Below are 17,655 nucleotides of genomic sequence, written 5' to 3' on the forward strand. Positions count from 1 at the left end.
CATCTGGACGGAAGCAGTGGTGCGCCAAAAGGCGCTTGTATATCATCTTTATATCACTCGCGATGGTAGGGACACAATTGATCGACGCTCATTTTTCCAAGGCTATCCGAGGTTCAGTGAGCCAGTGGATGCACGATAACTCGCTCGAATCCTGCCTCGCAGCGCTCGGCAATCCGGTGGAGCTTGGTGCGTATCTCTTACCCCAAGTCGTTGCCGCTCTCACTGAGGTCAACGTCGACCTCTACAACCTCCAGCGCAGCGCTTGGGCGAATCCGTTGATTCATCTGCGCGGTGTCTTTGACATTCACGATCTGCCAGAAACGCCAATCGCTTTCGTCCCCGTGCCTGACGTTGCCACTACCGTCGCCGCCAGGGCCAGCGCGGTGGTTTGCCTCGCCGCGCTCAATTCGGACACCATTTCCTATGGCTCCGAGAATGACGGCCACCTGTTCGTGAACCTAGTGGTGCTTCCGGGCGATGATGACTTTGCGGAAAAGTCCAAGAGCGATATGCGCGGCCATACCGACGGGGTTTCGTTCCCGGTTCGCGGTCTACCGCATGAGTTTGACGAGCGCGTAGCCCCTTCCCCTGACTTTGTCTGCCTGAGCGGCCTTCGTAATCCTGACGGCACTACCACCACGGTCATGCCACTCTCTGCTGTCCTGCAGAAACTGACCAGCGAGGAGATCAATGAGCTGACGAAGCCTCAGTACATCCTCCGCCCTCAAAAAACCTTCAAGCGTGGGCTGCGCAAACTCTTCGGCAAGGACAGTTCGCTGCTGGAGGTAATGGCCGGCATCCAACTGCTGTTCGAAACCGAGGATGGGTATTGGATTCGCTACAGCCACAGTGCGTCGGAAACCGATTTTGACTCTGAGCTTGCGAGCCAAGCGATAACGCGCTTCGAGCAGGCCTGTCAGGAATGCTCCGCGTCTGTCGTCATTGCACCCGGCGATATCCTGCTCGTCAACAATCGCGTGGGACTGCATGGCCGCGGCGTAGTGGGCGGCGAGGCCGGTGGCGACTCACGGTGGCTACTGCGTACCTATGGGCTGGATACCCGGGAACTACGGGCCGACCAGCGCTATCCCGACAGTGCGTTCAAGCTCTACCCATGAATTGGGTGCGGGATGTTGTGTGTGTCATCCCGCTCCATTTCCTGGCGCTGACCAGTTGGCTTTTAAGGCACTCAGTAATATCAGGTCATGGCGACAGACTGACCATAAGAGTTTCGCTCATCGTTGTACGCCGTGCATAGCACGTGAATCACTTCAGTAGTGTCATCCACACTCCACTCTGGATTCGGCTGCCATTTGGAGTCATAGAGACCCATCAAGGTATCCTCTTGCCATCCAAACTTAGAAAAAACCACCGCACCAGTTGGAAACTTGACGTACTCATCCACAAACAACCCATGTTCTGACATATGGCCCTCCAGCCCCGGAGCCCCCTCAAAGTCTGGCATCCTGAAAATTGGCCAGCCCATCTTGGCAAAACAAGCGTTCCAGAGTGCACCAGACACTACTGCATCACCTCCTCGCTCGAAGTACTGAGGGGCAACGCTATGGTTGCCACCAGGAATCATCAATCGATCACAGAGCATGAAAGCGAATGTAGGCCCCTGGGCAAATTGAGACTCCTTGAAGGCAGATCTCGCCTTCTTCATCAGCGTATTAATCACTAGCAACAAAGAACGCGGGTCGTATGATCCATCATCAAACGGTGGCTTGAACGGAGCAATTTCCCTTTCCGCCATTGCGACTTTATTACCTTGCCGAAGTTGGTCTTCGATTGCGATATTCTGATTCATAGCATCTTCATGCATCTGATTTGATCGAAGCGGAGCCTGTACGAGATCCAAGGACTTCAATTCAACATAGAATTCCTTCCCGTTCGGCAGAGCGCAAACAAAGTCAGGCATCGAATCTTTTTTCGCCGCGATCCGCTTAGTCTTGAAGTGCTTGCTGAGCTTTGAATATACAAGCGCCTCGCCGTAGTACTCAAACACCTGCCTGAAGCCCTGGCTATCAGACACATCCTTCACACGTCCAAAGGACAACTTGAGTTCGTGGACAAGGGCCTTTAGCTCATCATCCGCATATGATTCTTCTTCCAGCCTTTTCAGATGATCCCAAGAAATAGATCTCAGGCTGTGATCTTCCGAAAGCCCATGGAACTGGTGGCACCAGTAGAGATACATCTCGTTTACGGGAAAGACCTTTTCATGGGTTCGATTATAAGTTTCTCTTAACTCAGTCGCTTGCTCAGGTGTGAGAGTTGATTGGGACGCGACAGTTAGAAGATTGAGTAGCGCGCTTAGGTCTGGCTTGAAGGATGGCAAATGCTGTTCTATCACTCGCGTAATGGCATCGAGTGTTTCGTAAGCAAACACGCCCAAGTGGGTGGTGCGTTCTTCTCGCGGAAGAGTGCGCTGGTACATGAGACCTTCGTGAAGAGCCAGTGATAGAGCTGACGCGCCTTCAGGCTGAGGGTGCGGGGCTTGGTGGAGCTCCAGAGTCTGGTGAGGCTCTGGTGGGGTTGGGGTGAGCTCAGTGGAGGCTGGCATTGGCTCTAGGGGTTTCAGGTTCTGCTTTGGCAGCAGGGCCGGAAGGGTGCTGGGTGATTCCATTCGGGGTAGCTCCTTGTAGGGATTTTTGGACTTAGTACTTAGTACATAGTTTGTGAAGATCGGGTCAAGGCCCATGGGGACATCCTCGGTCGGAAATCCGAGTTGATGAGAGGGTTGGTGGTTTTTGGGCATTTCGGGGGAGGGCCGTGGCTGTAGGAAGGGTCTAGATAGTATGAAAAATTACCGGTTGTACGGCGCGGCATGCAGCAATCCGGCGGGCGACGGATCAAGCGCAGTCTGTTCATCGACGCCAGCGGTGTGCGTTTCATCCGCGACGATGAAGAAGAGAAACTCTCCCAGGTGCACCTGCTGACCGCCTACATGGCCCGCAAGAAAGCCGAGCTCAAGGCCTAGAACGAAGCGCAGGGCAACGTCGCGGCGATGTCGGCCAACCGTCGGCGCATGACCAACATCGGCACCTTCCGCGCTTATGCGCTGGCCTATCTGAAGAGTCACCCGGAGATCCAGCCGAACATGACCTGCATGGTCCGCCAGATGCAGACCACGGCCCAGGGCATTCCGCTGGAAATCTACTGCTTTACCACCACCACGGTGTGGGCCGATTACGAGCGGATCCAGGGGGATATTTTCGATTACCTGCTGGCGGTGTTGCCAGAGTTCGGGTTGAGCCTGTATCAGCAGCCGAGTGGTGGGGATTTGCGGTCGGGGCTATTGCCGGCGGTGTTGGGTTCGGCGCACATACCTGAAGCTGAAAAACACCTCATGTAACACCGCCGATCAAATGTGGGAGCCAGCCTGCTGGCGATTGCGGAGTGTCATCAGACATTGATCGGTCTGATCCACTGCAATCGCCAGCAGGCTGGCTCCCACAGGTTTTGCATCGTTTCCCTAAATTACTTGGCCTGCCGTTGCGGCGCCTTGTGCACCATGGTGTAGGCGTAATCGACACCCATGCCGTAAGCGCCGCTGTGTTCCAGCACCAGGTCCATCACCGCCTGATAAGTGTCTTTGTGCGCCCAGTCACGCTGGTACTCGAGCAGCACTTGCTGCCAGGTCACCGGTACTGCGCCGGCCTGAATCATCCGCTGTACCGACATGTCATGGGCTTCCTTGGTGGTGCCGCCGGACGCGTCGGTGACGATATACACCTCGTAGCCTTCGGCCAGGGCTTCCAGGGCCGGGAAGGTCAGGCAGACCTCGGTCCACAGTGCGGCGATGATCAGTTTCTTGCGACCGGTGGCCTTCACTGCGTCAACCAGCGCCTTGTCTTCCCAGGAGTTCATCGAGGTGCGCTCGATCGGTTTCTGCTCCGGGTGCACCGCCAGCAGTTCCGGCCAGATGTAGCCGCTGAAGCTTTCGGTTTCGACAGAGGTGTAGATGGTCGGCACGTTGAAGATCTTCGCTGCCTTGGCCAGGCCGACGGTGTTGTTCTTCAGGGTCTGACGGTCGATCGACTGTACGCCGAAAGCCATTTGTGGCTGGTGGTCGATCAGGATCAGGGCGGAATTGGTAGGGTTCAGCAGTTCACGGATAGACATGGCGCGTTCCTTTTGATGTCGATTCAGAGTTTCGATCGGGTAATGGGTGAGTCGAGTGTCTGGCCGTCTTCGGCGTTGTTGTCTCGGCTTGGATGTCACTTTAGGGGCTAGCCGATAAAGGGACAATTCCCTAAAATCGAGAATCATTGATTCTAAAATAGGGATAATCATGGATCGCATCGAATGCATGCGCGCCTTCGTGGTGACGGTCGGCGAGAACGGCTTCGCGGCCGCCGCCCGTGCCATGGACGTGCCACGCTCGAAAGTCAGCAAACAGATTCAGGCGCTGGAAGAAGCCATCGGTGTGCAACTACTGCAACGCACCACCCGCAGCCTGCACCTGACCGAGGCCGGAGCGGAGTATTTCGAAGCGGCGCGGGAAGTGATTGCGGCGCTGGACGAGGCCGAGCAGCGAGCTCGGGACGGAGTTGGCGAATTGCGCGGGGTGTTGCGGGTGAACGCACCGATGTCGTTCGGCCTGCGACGGCTGGGCAAGCTGATTCCGCTGTTCCATGAGCAACACCCGAACATCGAACTGCAACTGGTGCTCAGCGACCAGCAGGTCGATCCGGTGCGCGGCGGCTTCGACGTGACCATCCGCATCGCCAGCCTGCCCGACTCGACCATGATCGCCCGGCAACTGGCGCCCGCCCCACGAATCATGGTCGCCTCCCCCGCTTACCTCGAACGCGCAGGCACGCCGCAGACCCCGCAGGATCTGCGCTCACATCAATGCTTGAACTACGGCTATCTGCAGAGCGGGGTCAGCCTGCAACTGTGCAACGGCAAAGAAACGCAGCGGGTCAACGTGACCGGGCCGCTGCACGCCAACAACGGCGACCTGCTGGCGCAAGCGGCCGAGGCCGGCATGGGCATTGCGCTGCTGCCAGACTTCATCGTCGAAGAGTCATTGGCAGCGGGACGACTGGTGCCGGTACTGTGCGAATGGCAGGCCCCGGCGATCACCATCAACGCGGTGTATTCGTCAGCGCGACGGGTGCCGCAGAAGACCCGGGCGTTTATCGAGTTTCTGGTGGAGCAACTGGCGCCGACTGGCGAATCCCCAACCGGCTGATCCACACCGCCGCCAGAATCACGCTGCCACCAATGAACAACCGCCCCAGTTCTTCGTGCTGATTCCAGATCAGCAGGTTCAGCAGCAACCCCACCGGCACATGCAGGTTGTTCATCACCGCCAGGGTGCCGCCGTTGACCAGGCAGGCGCCCTTGTTCCACCAGTACAAACCGAGCGCGGTCGAGACCAGACCGAGGAACACCAGCACGCCCCATTGCAGCGGAGCTTCCGGCAGGAAGTTGGATTTGCCGAACAGCAGGAACGCCGGCAACGCCACCGCCAGTGCGCCGAGGTAGAAGAAACCGAAACGTCGGTAGTGCGGCAGATCGCTCGGGTGTTTTGCCACCAGATGCTTGTACAGCACCTGCCCGGCGGCGTAGGTGAAGTTGGCCAGTTGCAGCAGCAAAAAGCCCATGAAGAAGTCCGGGTTGATCCGGTCGTAGCGGATCACCGCCGCGCCTGCGACCGCCACCAGTGCGGCGATCAGCGCCCACGGGTTGAAGCGGCGGTTCAGTGCATCTTCGATCAACGTCACGTGCAACGGCGTGAGGATGGTGAACAGCAACACTTCCGGCACCGTCAGTACCCGGAAGCTCAAGTACAGGCAAACGTAGGTCACGCCGAACTGCAACGCGCCAATCAGCAGCATGCCGCGCATGAACGCCGGCTCCACCGAGCGCCAGCGGGTCAGCGGAATGAACACCAGCCCGGCCAGCACCACACGCACCAGCACCGCGAAGTAGCTGTCGACATGACCGGCCAGGTATTCGCCGATCAGACTGAAGGAAAACGCCTGGATCAGCGTGACAAAAAGTAGATAGCCCATGCTCGCCTCGATTTCGAATGGCGGCGACGATAGCGTTTTTTGCCGGCCATCGCTAAATTCCGGGCAAAAAAAAGCCCGATCTCGCTAAAGCGTTCAATCGGGCTGCAGCACTCAGGAGCAACAAGTGCAAAGGGAGGTTCGATGCGCGTAGAGCCTTGAAGGGGTTGCGCCAGGTCACTAGAACAATCGGCGATTATCTGGCGATTAACATTTCAAGCGACCTGGGACAGTTTGGCGTTGGCCTGGTTGAGGCCTTTCTCCTGGAAGTCGCCGCCCAGGTTCATACCTTCGGCGTGGATGAAGGTCACGTCGTGGATGCCGATGAACCCCATCACCTGACGCAGGTACGGTTCCTGATGATCCGCCGGGCCACCGGCGTAGATGCCGCCACGGGCGGTCAGCACGTAGGCACGCTTGCCGCTGAGCAGGCCTTGCGGGCCGGTTTCGGTGTACTTGAAGGTCACACCGGCACGCAGTACGTGGTCGAGCCAGGCTTTCAGGGTGCTCGGGATGGCGAAGTTGTACATCGGCGCAGCCATCACCAGCACGTCGGCGGCGAGCAATTCATCGGTCAATTCGTTGGAACGGTCCAGCGAGGACTGCTCGCTGTCGTTGCGCTGCTCGGCGGATTTCATCCAGCCGCCCAGCAGGTTGATGTCCAGGTGTGGCACCGGGTTCACGGCGAGGTCACGAACGGTGATCTGATCGTCCGGATGCGCTGCTTTCCACTGACTGATGAAGGTCTGGGTCAGTTGACGGGAAACCGAGTCTTGCTGGCGGGCGCTGCTTTCGATGATCAGAACGCGGGACATGTTGTGTAGCCTCCATCCGAGAATGTTGTAAGTCGATGGAGTGAAGGTTAAACAGAGTCATATCGATCAAAAAGCGCAAATAATTGCTGCAAACCATCGAAATATTCGTTTATATGCAACCTGTGCCCTGTGGGAGCGAGCCTGCTCCCACAGGATTGGGGCCGGTTATTTCGGTTTGCAGCTCAGTTCGACGCGCAGCTTGATGATCTCGCGGGAGAACTTGGCGGTGGCATTGGTGTGTTTGCCGGCCGGCACTTCAATATTGCGGGTTCGCGGCGCTTCCGGGCCATTGCTGAACACGACTTTGCAGACCGCGTCGACCTCGCCGTAGTTGGCGACCCGGATGGAGCCGATGTCTTTATCGGTGTCATAAGACTCGTAGTCGATCTTCAGGCCATTGAGATTCTTCTGCACATCGATCGGATACGCAAACGCGGTCAGCGGCAGCAGCGCCAGCACCACACAACAGAATTTTTTCATTCGGCAGTCTCCATGAGGGACGGCCAGCTTAGGACAAGAGGAGCTATCGATGAAAGCGCCCCGCGTGACCCTTGATCAATGGCGAACGTTGCAGGCGGTGGTCGACCATGGCGGATTCGCCCAGGCCGCCGAAGCGTTGCACCGTTCGCAATCGTCGGTGAGCTACACCGTCGCCCGCATGCAGGATCAGCTCGGTGTGCCGTTGCTGCGCATCGACGGCCGCAAGGCGGTGCTGACCGAGGCCGGCGGCGTGTTGCTGCGACGCTCTCGGCAACTGGTGAAACAGGCCAGCCAACTGGAAGACCTCGCCCATCATATGGAGCAAGGCTGGGAGGCCGAGGTGCGGCTGGTGGTCGATGCCGCCTACCCGACTGCCCGCCTCGTTCGCGCGCTGACCGCGTTCATGCCCCAAAGCCGCGGCTGCCGCGTGCGTCTGCGTGAGGAAGTGCTGTCAGGCGTCGAAGAAGTGCTGCTCGAAGGTGTGGCCGATCTGGCCATCACCGGACTGAGCATTCCCGGTTACCTCGGCGCGGAATTGAGCGACGTGGAGTTCGTCGCCGTTGCCCACCCCGAACACGCCCTGCACCGGCTGAACCGCGAGCTGAATTTCCAGGACCTGGAAACCCAGATGCAAGTGGTGATCCGCGACTCCGGCCGCCAGCAACCCCGGGACGTTGGCTGGCTCGGCGCCGAACAGCGCTGGACCGTCGGCAGTCTCGCCACGGCGGCGACGTTTGTCAGCAGTGGCCTGGGATTCGCCTGGCTGCCCCGACACATGATCGAGCGGGAACTGAAAGACGGCTCACTCAAGCTGCTACCGTTGGACAGGGGCGGCAATCGCAACTCCAGTTTCTATCTGTATTCGAACAAGGACAAACCCTTGGGTCCAGCCACGCAAATCCTTATCGAACTGCTGCGCACTTTCGACACCCTGCCGCTGGACGCACCGTTCGCCGCCCCTGAACAAGCCTGACACGGAGTTCACCCATGGCGTATTTCGAGCATGAAGGTTGCAACCTGCACTACGAGGAATATGGCCACGGCGATCCGTTGCTGCTGGTTCACGGGCTCGGTTCCAGCACCCTGGACTGGGAAATGCAGATTCCGGCACTCGCCGCGCATTACCGGGTGATCGTCCCGGATGTGCGCGGTCACGGCCGCTCCGACAAGCCCCGCGAACGCTACAGCATCGCCGGGTTCAGCGCTGACATGCTCGCCCTGATCGAGCACCTGAAGCTCGGCCCGGTGCATTACGTCGGGCTGTCCATGGGCGGCATGATCGGCTTCCAGTTCGCCGTCGATCAGCCACAGATGCTCAAGAGCCTGACCATCGTCAACAGCGCGCCCGAGGTCAAGGTGCGCAGCCGCGACGATTACTGGCAGTGGTTCAAGCGCTGGAGCCTGATGCGCCTGCTCAGCCTAACGACCATTGGCAAGGCGTTGGGTGCCAAGCTGTTCCCCAAACCGGAACAGGCGGATTTGCGACAGAAGATGGCCGAACGCTGGGCAAAAAACGACAAACGTGCTTATCTCGCCAGCTTCGATGCGATTGTTGGCTGGGGGGTTCAGGAACGCCTTTGCCGGGTCACCTGTCCAACCCTCGTCGTCAGCGCCGACCGGGACTACACCCCCGTTTCGCTGAAAGAAACCTATGTCAGACTGCTGCCCGATGCGCGGCTGGTGGTGATCGCCGATTCTCGCCATGCCACCCCGCTCGATCAGCCCGAACGCTTCAATCAAACGCTGCTGGAGTTCCTCGCCACAGCCGATAATCACCCTCAGGATCACTGACCCATGCTGAAAAAACTCGCCCTCGCCGCCGGCACCGTGCTGTTCGCCGCCAACCTGATGGCTGCCACGCCGGCAAAAGCGCCGCACGTGCTGCTGGACACCACCAACGGCCAGATCGAAATCGAACTGGACCCGGTCAAGGCGCCGATCAGTACCAAGAACTTCCTCGAGTACGTCGACAGCGGTTTCTACACCAACACCATTTTCCACCGCGTGATCCCGGGCTTCATGGCTCAGGGCGGCGGCTTCACCCAGCAGATGCAACAGAAAGAAACCAAGGCACCGATCAAGAACGAAGCCAGCAACGGTCTGCACAACGTTCGTGGCACCCTGTCGATGGCCCGTACTTCCAACCCGGATTCGGCCACCAGCCAGTTCTTCATCAACGTGGCCGACAATGCCTTCCTCGATCCGGGCCGCGACGCCGGTTACGCGGTGTTCGCCAAAGTGGTCAAGGGCATGGACGTGGTCGACATCATCGTCAACTCCCAGACCACCACCAAACAGGGCATGCAAAACGTGCCTGTCGACCCTGTGATCATCAAGTCGGCCAAGCGCATCGACTAAGCTTTACAGGGCATATCGAGCGGCGCCGATCACCCATCGCGCCGCTCACACTGATAAAAGGAGAGCCCGTGCTCCGGGCGGTTATCTGATGCTCTATCGCCGTTTCGAACAACTGATCGACATATTCCGTGACGCTCCTACGGCGGCTCCGCCGAACCGTGTTCTGCCCTTCTATACCTATTACCTGAAGCAGGTCTGGCCGAGTTTCGCCGCCCTGCTGGTGGTCGGCCTGTTCGCCGCCCTGATCGAAGTGGCGCTGTTCAGTTACCTGAGCCGCATCATCGACCTGGCCCAAGGCACCCCCAACCCGAACTTCTTCAGCGACCACGCCCTGGAACTGACCTGGATGGTAGTGGTTGCGCTGGTGCTGCGTCCGATCTTCTTCGGCCTGCACGACCTGCTGGTGCACCAGACGCTGAGCCCGGGCATGACCAGCATGATTCGCTGGCAGAACCACAGCTACGTGCTCAAGCAGAGCCTGAACTTCTTCCAGAACGATTTCGCCGGGCGCATCGCCCAGCGCATCATGCAGACCGGCAACTCGCTGCGCGACTCCGCCGTGCAGGCAGTGGATGCGTTGTGGCACGTGCTGATCTATGCGGTCAGTTCGCTGGTGCTGTTCGCCGAAGCCGACTGGCGCCTGATGGTCCCCCTGCTGACCTGGATCGCCGCCTACATCGGCGCGCTCTACTACTTCGTGCCACGGGTCAAGGACCGCTCCGTCGCAGCGTCTGACGCGCGTTCGAAACTGATGGGCAGGATCGTCGATGGCTACACCAACATCGCCACCCTGAAGCTGTTCGCCCACACCAATTTCGAACAGCATTACGCCCGCGAAGCGATGCAGGAGCAGACCGAAAAGGCCCAGATGGCCGGCCGTGTGGTCACCAGCATGGACGTGGCGATCACCACCATGAACGGTCTGCTGATCGTCGGCACCACCGCGCTGGCGCTGTGGCTGTGGTCGCAGTCGCTGATCACCGTCGGCGCCATCGCCCTGGCCACCGGCCTGGTGATCCGCATCGTCAACATGTCCGGCTGGATCATGTGGGTGGTCACCGGGATCTTCGAAAACATCGGCATGGTCCAGGACGGTCTGCAGACCATCTCGCAACCGGTCAGCGTCACCGATCACGAACAGGCCAAACCGCTGGCCGTGGCCCGTGGCGAAGTGCGTTTCGAGCACGTGGATTTTCACTACGGCAAGAAGAAAGGCATCATCAGCGACCTCAACCTGACCATCAAACCCGGCGAGAAAATCGGTCTGATCGGCCCGTCCGGCGCCGGCAAGTCGACCCTGGTCAACCTGCTGTTGCGTCTGTACGACGTCGAGGGCGGGCGGATCCTGATCGATGGCCAGAATATCGCTGAAGTCGGCCAGGAGAGCCTGCGTGCGCGGATCGGCATGATCACTCAGGACACGTCGTTGCTGCACCGTTCGATCCGCGACAACTTGCTGTACGGCAAGCCTGACGCCACCGACGCCGAACTCTGGGAAGCGGTGCACAAGGCCCGCGCCGACGAGTTCATTCCCCTGCTGTCGGATGCCGAAGGACGCACCGGATTCGATGCCCATGTCGGTGAGCGCGGCGTCAAGCTGTCCGGCGGCCAGCGCCAGCGGATCGCGATTGCCCGGGTGCTGCTCAAGGACGCGCCGATCCTGATCATGGACGAAGCGACCTCGGCACTGGACTCGGAAGTCGAAGCGGCGATCCAGGAAAGCCTGGAAACCCTGATGCAGGGCAAGACCGTAATTGCCATCGCCCACCGCCTCTCGACCATTGCCCGCATGGATCGGCTGGTGGTGCTGGAGAACGGCAGGATCGCCGAAACCGGCAACCATGCCGAACTGCTGGCCCACGGTGGATTGTACGCACGGCTATGGGCGCACCAGACCGGAGGGTTTGTCGGCATCGATTGATCCTGCGACCAACAAAAAAACCGCCACAGCCCTTCCACCACGGGCTCTGGCGGTTTTTTCATGCCTGCTGGAAATCCCCGCATTCCCTGCTGTACTCAGCGAAGGTTCTGGAGATGAACCTGTCGTAATTGCAAGGAAGCACAATTCGATACAGTCTCGATAGCGCGTCTATCAAGGACACTCTCATGTCTCTGTTAAAACGTTCGGCCACGGAGTTGTTGGGTACGTTCTGGTTAGTGTTAGGCGGGTGTGGCAGCGCGGTGATCGCTGCGTCCTCACCCTTGGGTATCGGCGTGCTGGGGGTCGCCCTGGCATTTGGTCTGACGGTGCTGACCATGGCGTTTGCCATCGGCCATATCAGCGGCTGTCACCTCAACCCGGCCGTGTCGGTTGGTCTGGTCGTCGGCGGCCGGTTCCCGGCCAAAGAACTGCCCGCCTACATCATCGCCCAGGTGATCGGCGGGATTCTGGCAGCGGCGCTGCTGTATCACATTGCCAGCGGCAAGGAGGGTTTTGACATCGCCGCAGGCCTGGCCTCCAACGGTTATGGCGAACACTCGCCGGGCAAATACTCCATGGCATCGGGGTTCGTCACCGAACTGGTCATGACCGCCATGTTAGTGGTCATCATCCTCGGCGCCACTGACAAACGCGCCCCGGCGGGACTGGCACCGATCGCCATCGGTCTGGCCCTGACGCTGATCCACCTGATCTCGATTCCCGTGACCAACACCTCGGTCAACCCGGCCCGCAGCACGGGCCCGGCGCTGATGGTCGGCGGCTGGGCGATCGCGCAACTGTGGATGTTCTGGGTCGCGCCGCTGCTGGGCGCGGTGGTGGGCGGTGTGGTCTATCGCTGGCTGGGCAAGGACGACAGTTGAGGGCAGTGGCGAGGATCAGGCTTGCCGATACGGCAAGGCGCTCCTCGCCTCTTCGGCATAGGCCAGTACACCGGCGCGCTCCTGGTGCAGGAAGTCTTTGACCGCGGCTTTCAAACCGGGATGGCGAAGGTAATGCCAGGAGTGAGTGATCACCGGTTCAAACCCGCGAATCAGTTTGTGTTCGCCCTGGGCGCCGGCGTCGAAACGCTGAAAACCCTGGGCAATCGCGTAGTCCATGCCCTGGTAGAAACAGGTTTCGAAATGCAGCCGGTCGTACTCGGCCAGGCATCCCCAGTAGCGCCCGTAAAAACTGTCGCCGCCCACCAGGCTGAATGCCATCGCCACAGGCCTTGAACCCTGCCGGGCCAGCACGACGCGGATCGATTCCGGCATGCGCTCTGCCAGCAGGCTGAAGAACTCCCGGGTCAGGTACGGCGCCTGCCGGCGTACCGCGTAGGTGTTGGCGTAACAGGCGTAGACAAAATCCCACTGTGCTTCGTCCAGCTCTCTGCCCTCAAGCCATTCGAATTCGAACCCCTGCCCCGCCACTTGCTCGCGCTCTTTGCGCATCTGTTTGCGCTTGCGCGAACTGAGCACGTCGAGAAAGTCCTGAAAGTCGCGATAGCCGCGATTCTGCCAGTGGTACTGACAGCCGATGCGTTGCAGCCAGCCCGGCTGCTCGGCCATGGCGGCATCGGTAAAGGCATCGGTGAAGTTGATGTGGGCGCCGGAGAGTTCTTCGATTTCCAGATAACCCGGCAGGCTCTTGAGCAGTTCAAACCCATCCTCGACGTTCGCCGCCAACAGGCGTGGCCCGGTGACCGGGCTGAACGGCACCGCACTCAAAAACTTGGGGTAGTAATCGATGCCGGCGCGGGCGCAGGCGTCGGCCCAACCGTGATCAAAGACGTATTCGCCGTAGGAATGCCACTTTCGATACGCGGGCAGCGCCGCGATCAGACGACCATTTTCCACATGCAGCAAATGTTCCGGCTGCCAGCCGGTGTGCGGGCCGACGCTGCCGCTGTCCTCCAGTGCACCGAGGAAGGCATGGCGCAGAAACGGTTGGTTTTCCGGCACCAGTGCATCCCAGAACACCGGTTCGATTTCCGACAGTTTTTGCAGGCGCTGCAACGGCATTTTCCTCTCCACTTTTGGCCCTGAAAGCCTCGCGAGTATCGCTGATCGCCCCCGTCTTGCCCACGTCCGATTGCGCGACAGCGCTCTGGATCAATAGTTCACGGAGGTTTTGTATCGTCATCAACCTGCCATCACCGTGCCACTGCTCTGTCATAAACCATCGCGATACTGGCGCCTGTTTTTAGAGCGCCGGGTTCTACCCGGACACAGTTTTCCGACCTTCAAATTGTCGGTTGTGCCCAGGATGGTTCAGCCATCCCTCTCATCTTCGGAGAATGCTATGCGTCTTGCTTCCACGAAAACTGCGGCGGCCCTGTGCGGTGGCCTGTTGCTGGCCATGAGTGTTCCGGCCAGTGCCGCAGTCGACGCCAAACTGCTCGACATGCTCAAGGCTAACGGTTCCATCACCCAGGCGCAGTACGTAGAACTGCAAACCGAACTGGCCCAGGATCAGAAGGCCCAGCAAATCGCGCAGCAGGCGCAGCAAGAGACCAACGAGCAAATCGCGGCAACCGCGAAGAAAACCAACGAGCTGAGCAGCTTCGACCAGAAACTCGCCTGGGCTGCCAAGACCCAGTTCAAGGGCGACGTACGTTTCCGCCAGGAAACCGTGAAGAACGACGGCGTACCGAACGCCAAGGACCAGGACCGTCAGCGCATTCGTGCCCGTCTGGGTGCCTACACCGAAATCAACCCGCAGGTTGATACCGGTATCCGTATCGCCACCGGCAGCAGCGACGACGCCCGCTCCACCAACCAGGACCTGAACAACTACTTCGACAAGAAGCAGATCTGGCTCGACCTGGGCTACGTCGACTACCACCCTGACGCGATCAAGAACCTGCACCTGATCGCCGGTAAAATGAACCAGCCATGGGTGAGCATGGGCGACATCATCTGGGACAGCGACATCAACCCGGAAGGCCTGGCCGTTACCTACAAGTACCCAGTGAGCGGCAGCACCGAGCTGTTCGGTAGCGCCGGTCACTACACCCTCAAGGACAACGTCGACGGCGAAGGCGTGCAGTTCAAGCACGACCTGCGTCTGTACGCTGGCCAGTTGGGCGGTCGTTTCGCACTGACCGACAGCCTGAAACTGACCCTGGGCGGCAGCATCTATTCCTACGACAACGACAAGAACAGCGCCTGCCCTACCAGCGGCACCGTGACCGCGCCATGCGCCCTGGCCGTCAACGGCAACAGCCCGAACGAAACCTTCAAACTGTATGAAGGCTTCGGTCAACTGGACATCGCCAACCTGCCGGTTCCGTTGTCGATCTACGGTCAGTACGTGAACAACAAAGACGCCAGCAACGACCAGGACACTGGCTGGCTGGCCGGCGTGAAGACCAAGGTTTACGGCTTCGGCGTCGACTACAACTATCGCGACGTACAGCGTAACGCGGTGGTGGGTGCCTTCACCGACTCCGACTTCGCCAACGGCTACACCGGTTCGCGCGGCAGCAAGCTGAAAGTGAGCTACGAGCTGGACAAGAACTTCACCCTGGGCGCCACGTATTTCATGGCTAACTCGGACTACACCAACGCCAGCCTCAAGAAGACCGACTCCGACATCAACACGCTGCAACTGGATGCCGAAGCCAAGTTCTAAAACAGCAATGCCAGGTTTCAAGCCGCGAGTGAATGCCTCACTTGTCGCTTGAAGCTGCTTTTCTCCTACAGCCCGGTGCAGCAGCGACCCCCATCATCCGTTCGCCGCTGTTACGCCGGGCTGTTTTTTGCCTCAGGGACTGTCTTTTCGCCGCTGTGCCGCCAAACGCTCGGCCAACGCATCCACACCCTCATCCGGTTTCTCCGGCATCACCCGCAATGTCGCCTGCATCAGACGCATCTGACGAATGAAACGCCGGCAATTGGGGCAGAACATCAGGTGATGACGCACCAACAACTTCTCGCGAAAGCTCAACTGGCCATCGAGATAATCGCTGGAACGTGCCACTTGCTCCTTGCAGGTCAACATTCGCCTGTCTCCTCAAAATGTTCCACGGTCGCGAAGACCTTCAAACGTGCCCGATGCAGCAGCACACGGACATTGGAGAGCGAGATTTCCAGAAGATTACAGATGTCTTCCAGTTCAAGGCCCTGGCGCTCGCGCAACACCAGCACACTGCTTTGCAGTTCCGACAGGCTCAGCAGCGTGTGCTCCAGACATTCGCGCAACTCACCCTCGGTGAGCAGCGCTTCGGGGGTGTCCTGATGCCAGGCGAACGGGGCGATCAGCCAATGGCCGTCGCCGGTGGAAAAACGGTCGTCGTCGATGGTGCCGTGGGGCGACGGCAGATCATCCATCAGCACTTCGCGGCGGTTCTGCTTGTAACGACCCTTGGCCGAGTTGGCGGTGATGGTCAGCAGCCAGGTCTTGAGACTGGAGCGCCCCTCGAAACTGCCGATATGGCGCACCACCGACAGCCAGGCGTCCTGCACCACTTCCTCGACGTGGCGCTGGCCGACAATCGCATAGGCTACCGCGCGCATGGCGCTTTGATAGGTCGTGACCAGTTCCTTGAAAGCCTTCTGCTCACCAGCCAGCAAACGTGCCAGCAGTTGGGTGTCGTCAGCCGCCATCCCTCAATCCCCTTGTCCTGACTTCGAAAATGATAACGGCAGGATGGCGCTCAACGCACCACCCTGCCGTCACCCTCGAAAATTACAGCGTTGCAGTTGATCCGGCTGTAGGAAAGATCAACACGATTAAGAGGAAATTAACCTTAATTTCAACGCTTGCGCAGAATCACACTACCAATCGAGTAGCCGGCGCCGAACGAACTCAGCACCGCCAGCGAACCAGCCGCCAGATCGTCCTGATACTTGTGAAATGCGATCACGGAACCGGCGGAGCTGGTATTGGCGTAGGTGTCGAGAATCACCGGGGCTTCTTCTTCAGTCGCTTCGCGGCCCAGCAACTTGCGCACGATCAGGTGGTTCATGCTCAGGTTGGCCTGGTGCAGCCAGAAGCGCTTCACGTCACCGACGTTGAGCTTGTTCTCTTCCAGATGCTCGCCGATCAGTTCGGCCACCATCGGGCAGACATCCTTGAATACCTTGCGGCCTTCCTGCACGAACAGCTTGTCGCGGGCACCGATGCCCTCTTCCGCTGCACGGTTGAGGAAGCCGAAGTTGTTGCGGATGTTGTTGGAGAATTTGGTCAGCAGTTTGGTGCTGACCACGTCGAACTGGTGTTTCGACGTCGCCGTATCGGCACGCTCGATGACGACGGCGGTTGCCGCGTCTCCGAAGATGAAGTGGCTGTCGCGGTCACGGAAATTCAGGTGACCGGTGCAGACTTCCGGGTTGACCATCAGGATCGCCCGGGCCTGGCCCAGTTGCACGGTGTTGGCCGCCTGCTGGATGCCGAAGGTCGCCGACGAGCAGGCAACGTTCATGTCGAAACCGAAACCCTGGATGCCCAGTGCTTCCTGGACTTCGATGGCGATGGCCGGATAGGCGCGCTGCAGGTTGGAGCAGGCGACGATCACACCGTCGATGTCTGCGGCGGTCTTGCCGGCGCGCTGCAAGGCTTGCTCGGCAGCACCGATGGCCATCTGGCAGAGCACCGACCATTCGTCGTTGGAACGTTCCGGCAAGCGTGGCGCCATGCGCTGCGGATCAAGGATGCCGTCCTTGTCCATGACAAAGCGGCTCTTGATGCCCGAGGCTTTTTCGATGAACGCGGCGCTGGATTCGGTCAGAGCCTGAATCTCGCCGCTGGCGATGGCGTCAGCATTGTCCGCGTTGAACCGGGCGACGTAGGTATTGAAAGACTGCACCAGCTCTTCGTTGGAAATGCTGTTGGCCGGGGTGTACAGGCCGGTGCCGCTGATGACGACGTTATGCATGGTCGTTTCTCTAATCTGTTCAGGCAGAAAGTGCTGGCACCGACGTGCCAACACGCAAAGGGTCCATTCCCGTATCAAGGGACGCAAAAACCTGGCATCGCTTTATTCCGACCTCGCCCGCAGTAGAGAAGGCTCAAAACCGCGGGGCCGGCGTTTATAGGCGCGAAGTTTGCCATA

17 protein-coding genes and 1 pseudogene are annotated in these 17,655 nt (G+C 59.4%); 9 read left to right on the forward strand and 9 right to left on the reverse strand.

Translation table 11 applies throughout. The features are described 5' to 3' along the window. Positions 1-128 precede the first annotated feature (128 nt). Positions 129-1,118 (forward strand): TauD/TfdA family dioxygenase, encoded by a 990-nt coding sequence (locus J5M72_RS22815; RefSeq protein ID WP_207867174.1) that lies wholly within the window; start codon positions 129-131, stop codon positions 1,116-1,118. 80 nt (positions 1,119-1,198) lie between these two features. Here the strand turns inward: J5M72_RS22815 and J5M72_RS22820 are convergent, their stop codons facing one another. After that, positions 1,199-2,629 carry a hypothetical protein gene (locus J5M72_RS22820; RefSeq protein ID WP_207867175.1) on the reverse strand — a complete coding sequence of 477 codons (1,431 nt, stop codon included), beginning with the start codon at positions 2,627-2,629 and terminating at the stop codon, positions 1,199-1,201. A gap of 195 nt (positions 2,630-2,824) precedes the next feature. On the opposite strand from J5M72_RS22820, the pseudogene J5M72_RS22825 reads away from it, so the two are divergent. Then, a pseudogene (locus tag J5M72_RS22825) lies at positions 2,825-3,358 on the forward strand (mechanosensitive ion channel family protein); the annotation flags it as partial. Positions 3,359-3,483: 125 nt separating this feature from the next. Here the strand turns inward: J5M72_RS22825 and J5M72_RS22830 are convergent. Further along, a complete protein-coding gene (locus J5M72_RS22830; protein ID WP_085648570.1) occupies positions 3,484-4,128 on the reverse strand; it encodes a hydrolase in 645 nt (214 codons plus the stop codon). Positions 4,129-4,297: 169 nt separating this feature from the next. Here J5M72_RS22830 and J5M72_RS22835 point away from each other — a divergent pair, with 169 nt between their 5' ends. Next, positions 4,298-5,203 (forward strand): LysR family transcriptional regulator, encoded by a 906-nt coding sequence (locus tag J5M72_RS22835; protein ID WP_207867176.1) that lies wholly within the window; start codon positions 4,298-4,300, stop codon positions 5,201-5,203. On the opposite strand, the gene J5M72_RS22840 is transcribed toward J5M72_RS22835, so the two are convergent. The 3 genes from J5M72_RS22840 to J5M72_RS22850 form a co-directional block, all read right to left on the reverse strand. Further along, positions 5,148-6,029, reverse strand: a complete 882-nt coding sequence (locus J5M72_RS22840) for a carboxylate/amino acid/amine transporter (RefSeq protein WP_207867177.1) — start codon at positions 6,027-6,029, stop codon at positions 5,148-5,150. The two genes, J5M72_RS22835 and J5M72_RS22840, sit on opposite strands and share 56 nt — an antisense overlap. Positions 6,030-6,241: 212 nt before the next feature. Next, on the reverse strand, positions 6,242-6,841 hold the full coding sequence (locus J5M72_RS22845) for an FMN-dependent NADH-azoreductase (RefSeq protein WP_169429310.1): 600 nt from the start codon (positions 6,839-6,841) through the stop codon (positions 6,242-6,244). 165 nt (positions 6,842-7,006) lie between these two features. Next, positions 7,007-7,321: a 3-phosphoglycerate kinase gene (locus tag J5M72_RS22850; RefSeq protein WP_169429309.1), complete on the reverse strand. Its 315-nt coding sequence runs from the start codon at positions 7,319-7,321 to the stop codon at positions 7,007-7,009. Positions 7,322-7,370: 49 nt separating this feature from the next. Between J5M72_RS22850 and J5M72_RS22855 the strand changes: the two genes are divergently transcribed. The 5 genes from J5M72_RS22855 (at position 7,371) to aqpZ (ending at position 12,481) form a co-directional block, all read left to right on the forward strand. Continuing rightward, positions 7,371-8,294, forward strand: coding sequence for a LysR family transcriptional regulator (locus J5M72_RS22855; protein ID WP_169429308.1), 924 nt, complete (start codon positions 7,371-7,373; stop codon positions 8,292-8,294). A 14-nt stretch (positions 8,295-8,308) separates the two neighbouring features. Beyond that, complete coding sequence (locus J5M72_RS22860; RefSeq protein WP_207867178.1) at positions 8,309-9,112, forward strand: alpha/beta hydrolase; 804 nt, start codon at positions 8,309-8,311, stop codon at positions 9,110-9,112. Positions 9,113-9,115: 3 nt separating this feature from the next. After that, positions 9,116-9,679 (forward strand): peptidylprolyl isomerase A, encoded by a 564-nt coding sequence (locus J5M72_RS22865; protein ID WP_007956541.1) that lies wholly within the window; start codon positions 9,116-9,118, stop codon positions 9,677-9,679. Positions 9,680-9,767: 88 nt separating this feature from the next. Next, a complete protein-coding gene (locus tag J5M72_RS22870; protein ID WP_207867179.1) occupies positions 9,768-11,600 on the forward strand; it encodes an ABC transporter ATP-binding protein in 1,833 nt (610 codons plus the stop codon). 185 nt (positions 11,601-11,785) lie between these two features. Further along, positions 11,786-12,481, forward strand: a complete 696-nt coding sequence (gene aqpZ / locus J5M72_RS22875) for an aquaporin Z (RefSeq protein ID WP_207867180.1) — start codon at positions 11,786-11,788, stop codon at positions 12,479-12,481. A 15-nt stretch (positions 12,482-12,496) separates the two neighbouring features. Here aqpZ and J5M72_RS22880 read toward each other — a convergent pair whose 3' ends face one another. Next, a complete protein-coding gene (locus J5M72_RS22880; RefSeq protein ID WP_207867181.1) occupies positions 12,497-13,621 on the reverse strand; it encodes a GNAT family N-acetyltransferase in 1,125 nt (374 codons plus the stop codon). 280 nt (positions 13,622-13,901) lie between these two features. Here J5M72_RS22880 and J5M72_RS22885 point away from each other — a divergent pair, with 280 nt between their 5' ends. Further along, positions 13,902-15,233, forward strand: a complete 1,332-nt coding sequence (locus tag J5M72_RS22885; RefSeq protein ID WP_207867182.1) for a putative porin — start codon at positions 13,902-13,904, stop codon at positions 15,231-15,233. Positions 15,234-15,365: 132 nt separating this feature from the next. Here the strand turns inward: J5M72_RS22885 and J5M72_RS22890 are convergent, their stop codons facing one another. From J5M72_RS22890 to J5M72_RS22900, 3 genes are all read right to left on the reverse strand, one after another. Next, positions 15,366-15,602, reverse strand: coding sequence for a zf-HC2 domain-containing protein (locus J5M72_RS22890; RefSeq protein ID WP_169429302.1), 237 nt, complete (start codon positions 15,600-15,602; stop codon positions 15,366-15,368). After that, positions 15,596-16,207, reverse strand: coding sequence for a sigma-70 family RNA polymerase sigma factor (locus J5M72_RS22895; protein ID WP_169429301.1), 612 nt, complete (start codon positions 16,205-16,207; stop codon positions 15,596-15,598). Before J5M72_RS22895 ends, J5M72_RS22890 begins: the two co-directional genes overlap by 7 nt. Positions 16,208-16,356: 149 nt before the next feature. Next, the gene (locus J5M72_RS22900) at positions 16,357-17,478 is read right to left on the reverse strand and encodes a beta-ketoacyl-ACP synthase III (RefSeq protein ID WP_207867183.1); all 1,122 of its coding nucleotides are present in this window, start codon (positions 17,476-17,478) and stop codon (positions 16,357-16,359) included. Positions 17,479-17,655: the final 177 nt, after the last annotated feature.

Source organism: Pseudomonas sp. 58(2021), from assembly GCF_017491585.1.
In the GTDB taxonomy this organism is placed as follows: domain Bacteria; phylum Pseudomonadota; class Gammaproteobacteria; order Pseudomonadales; family Pseudomonadaceae; genus Aquipseudomonas; species Aquipseudomonas fluorescens_BT.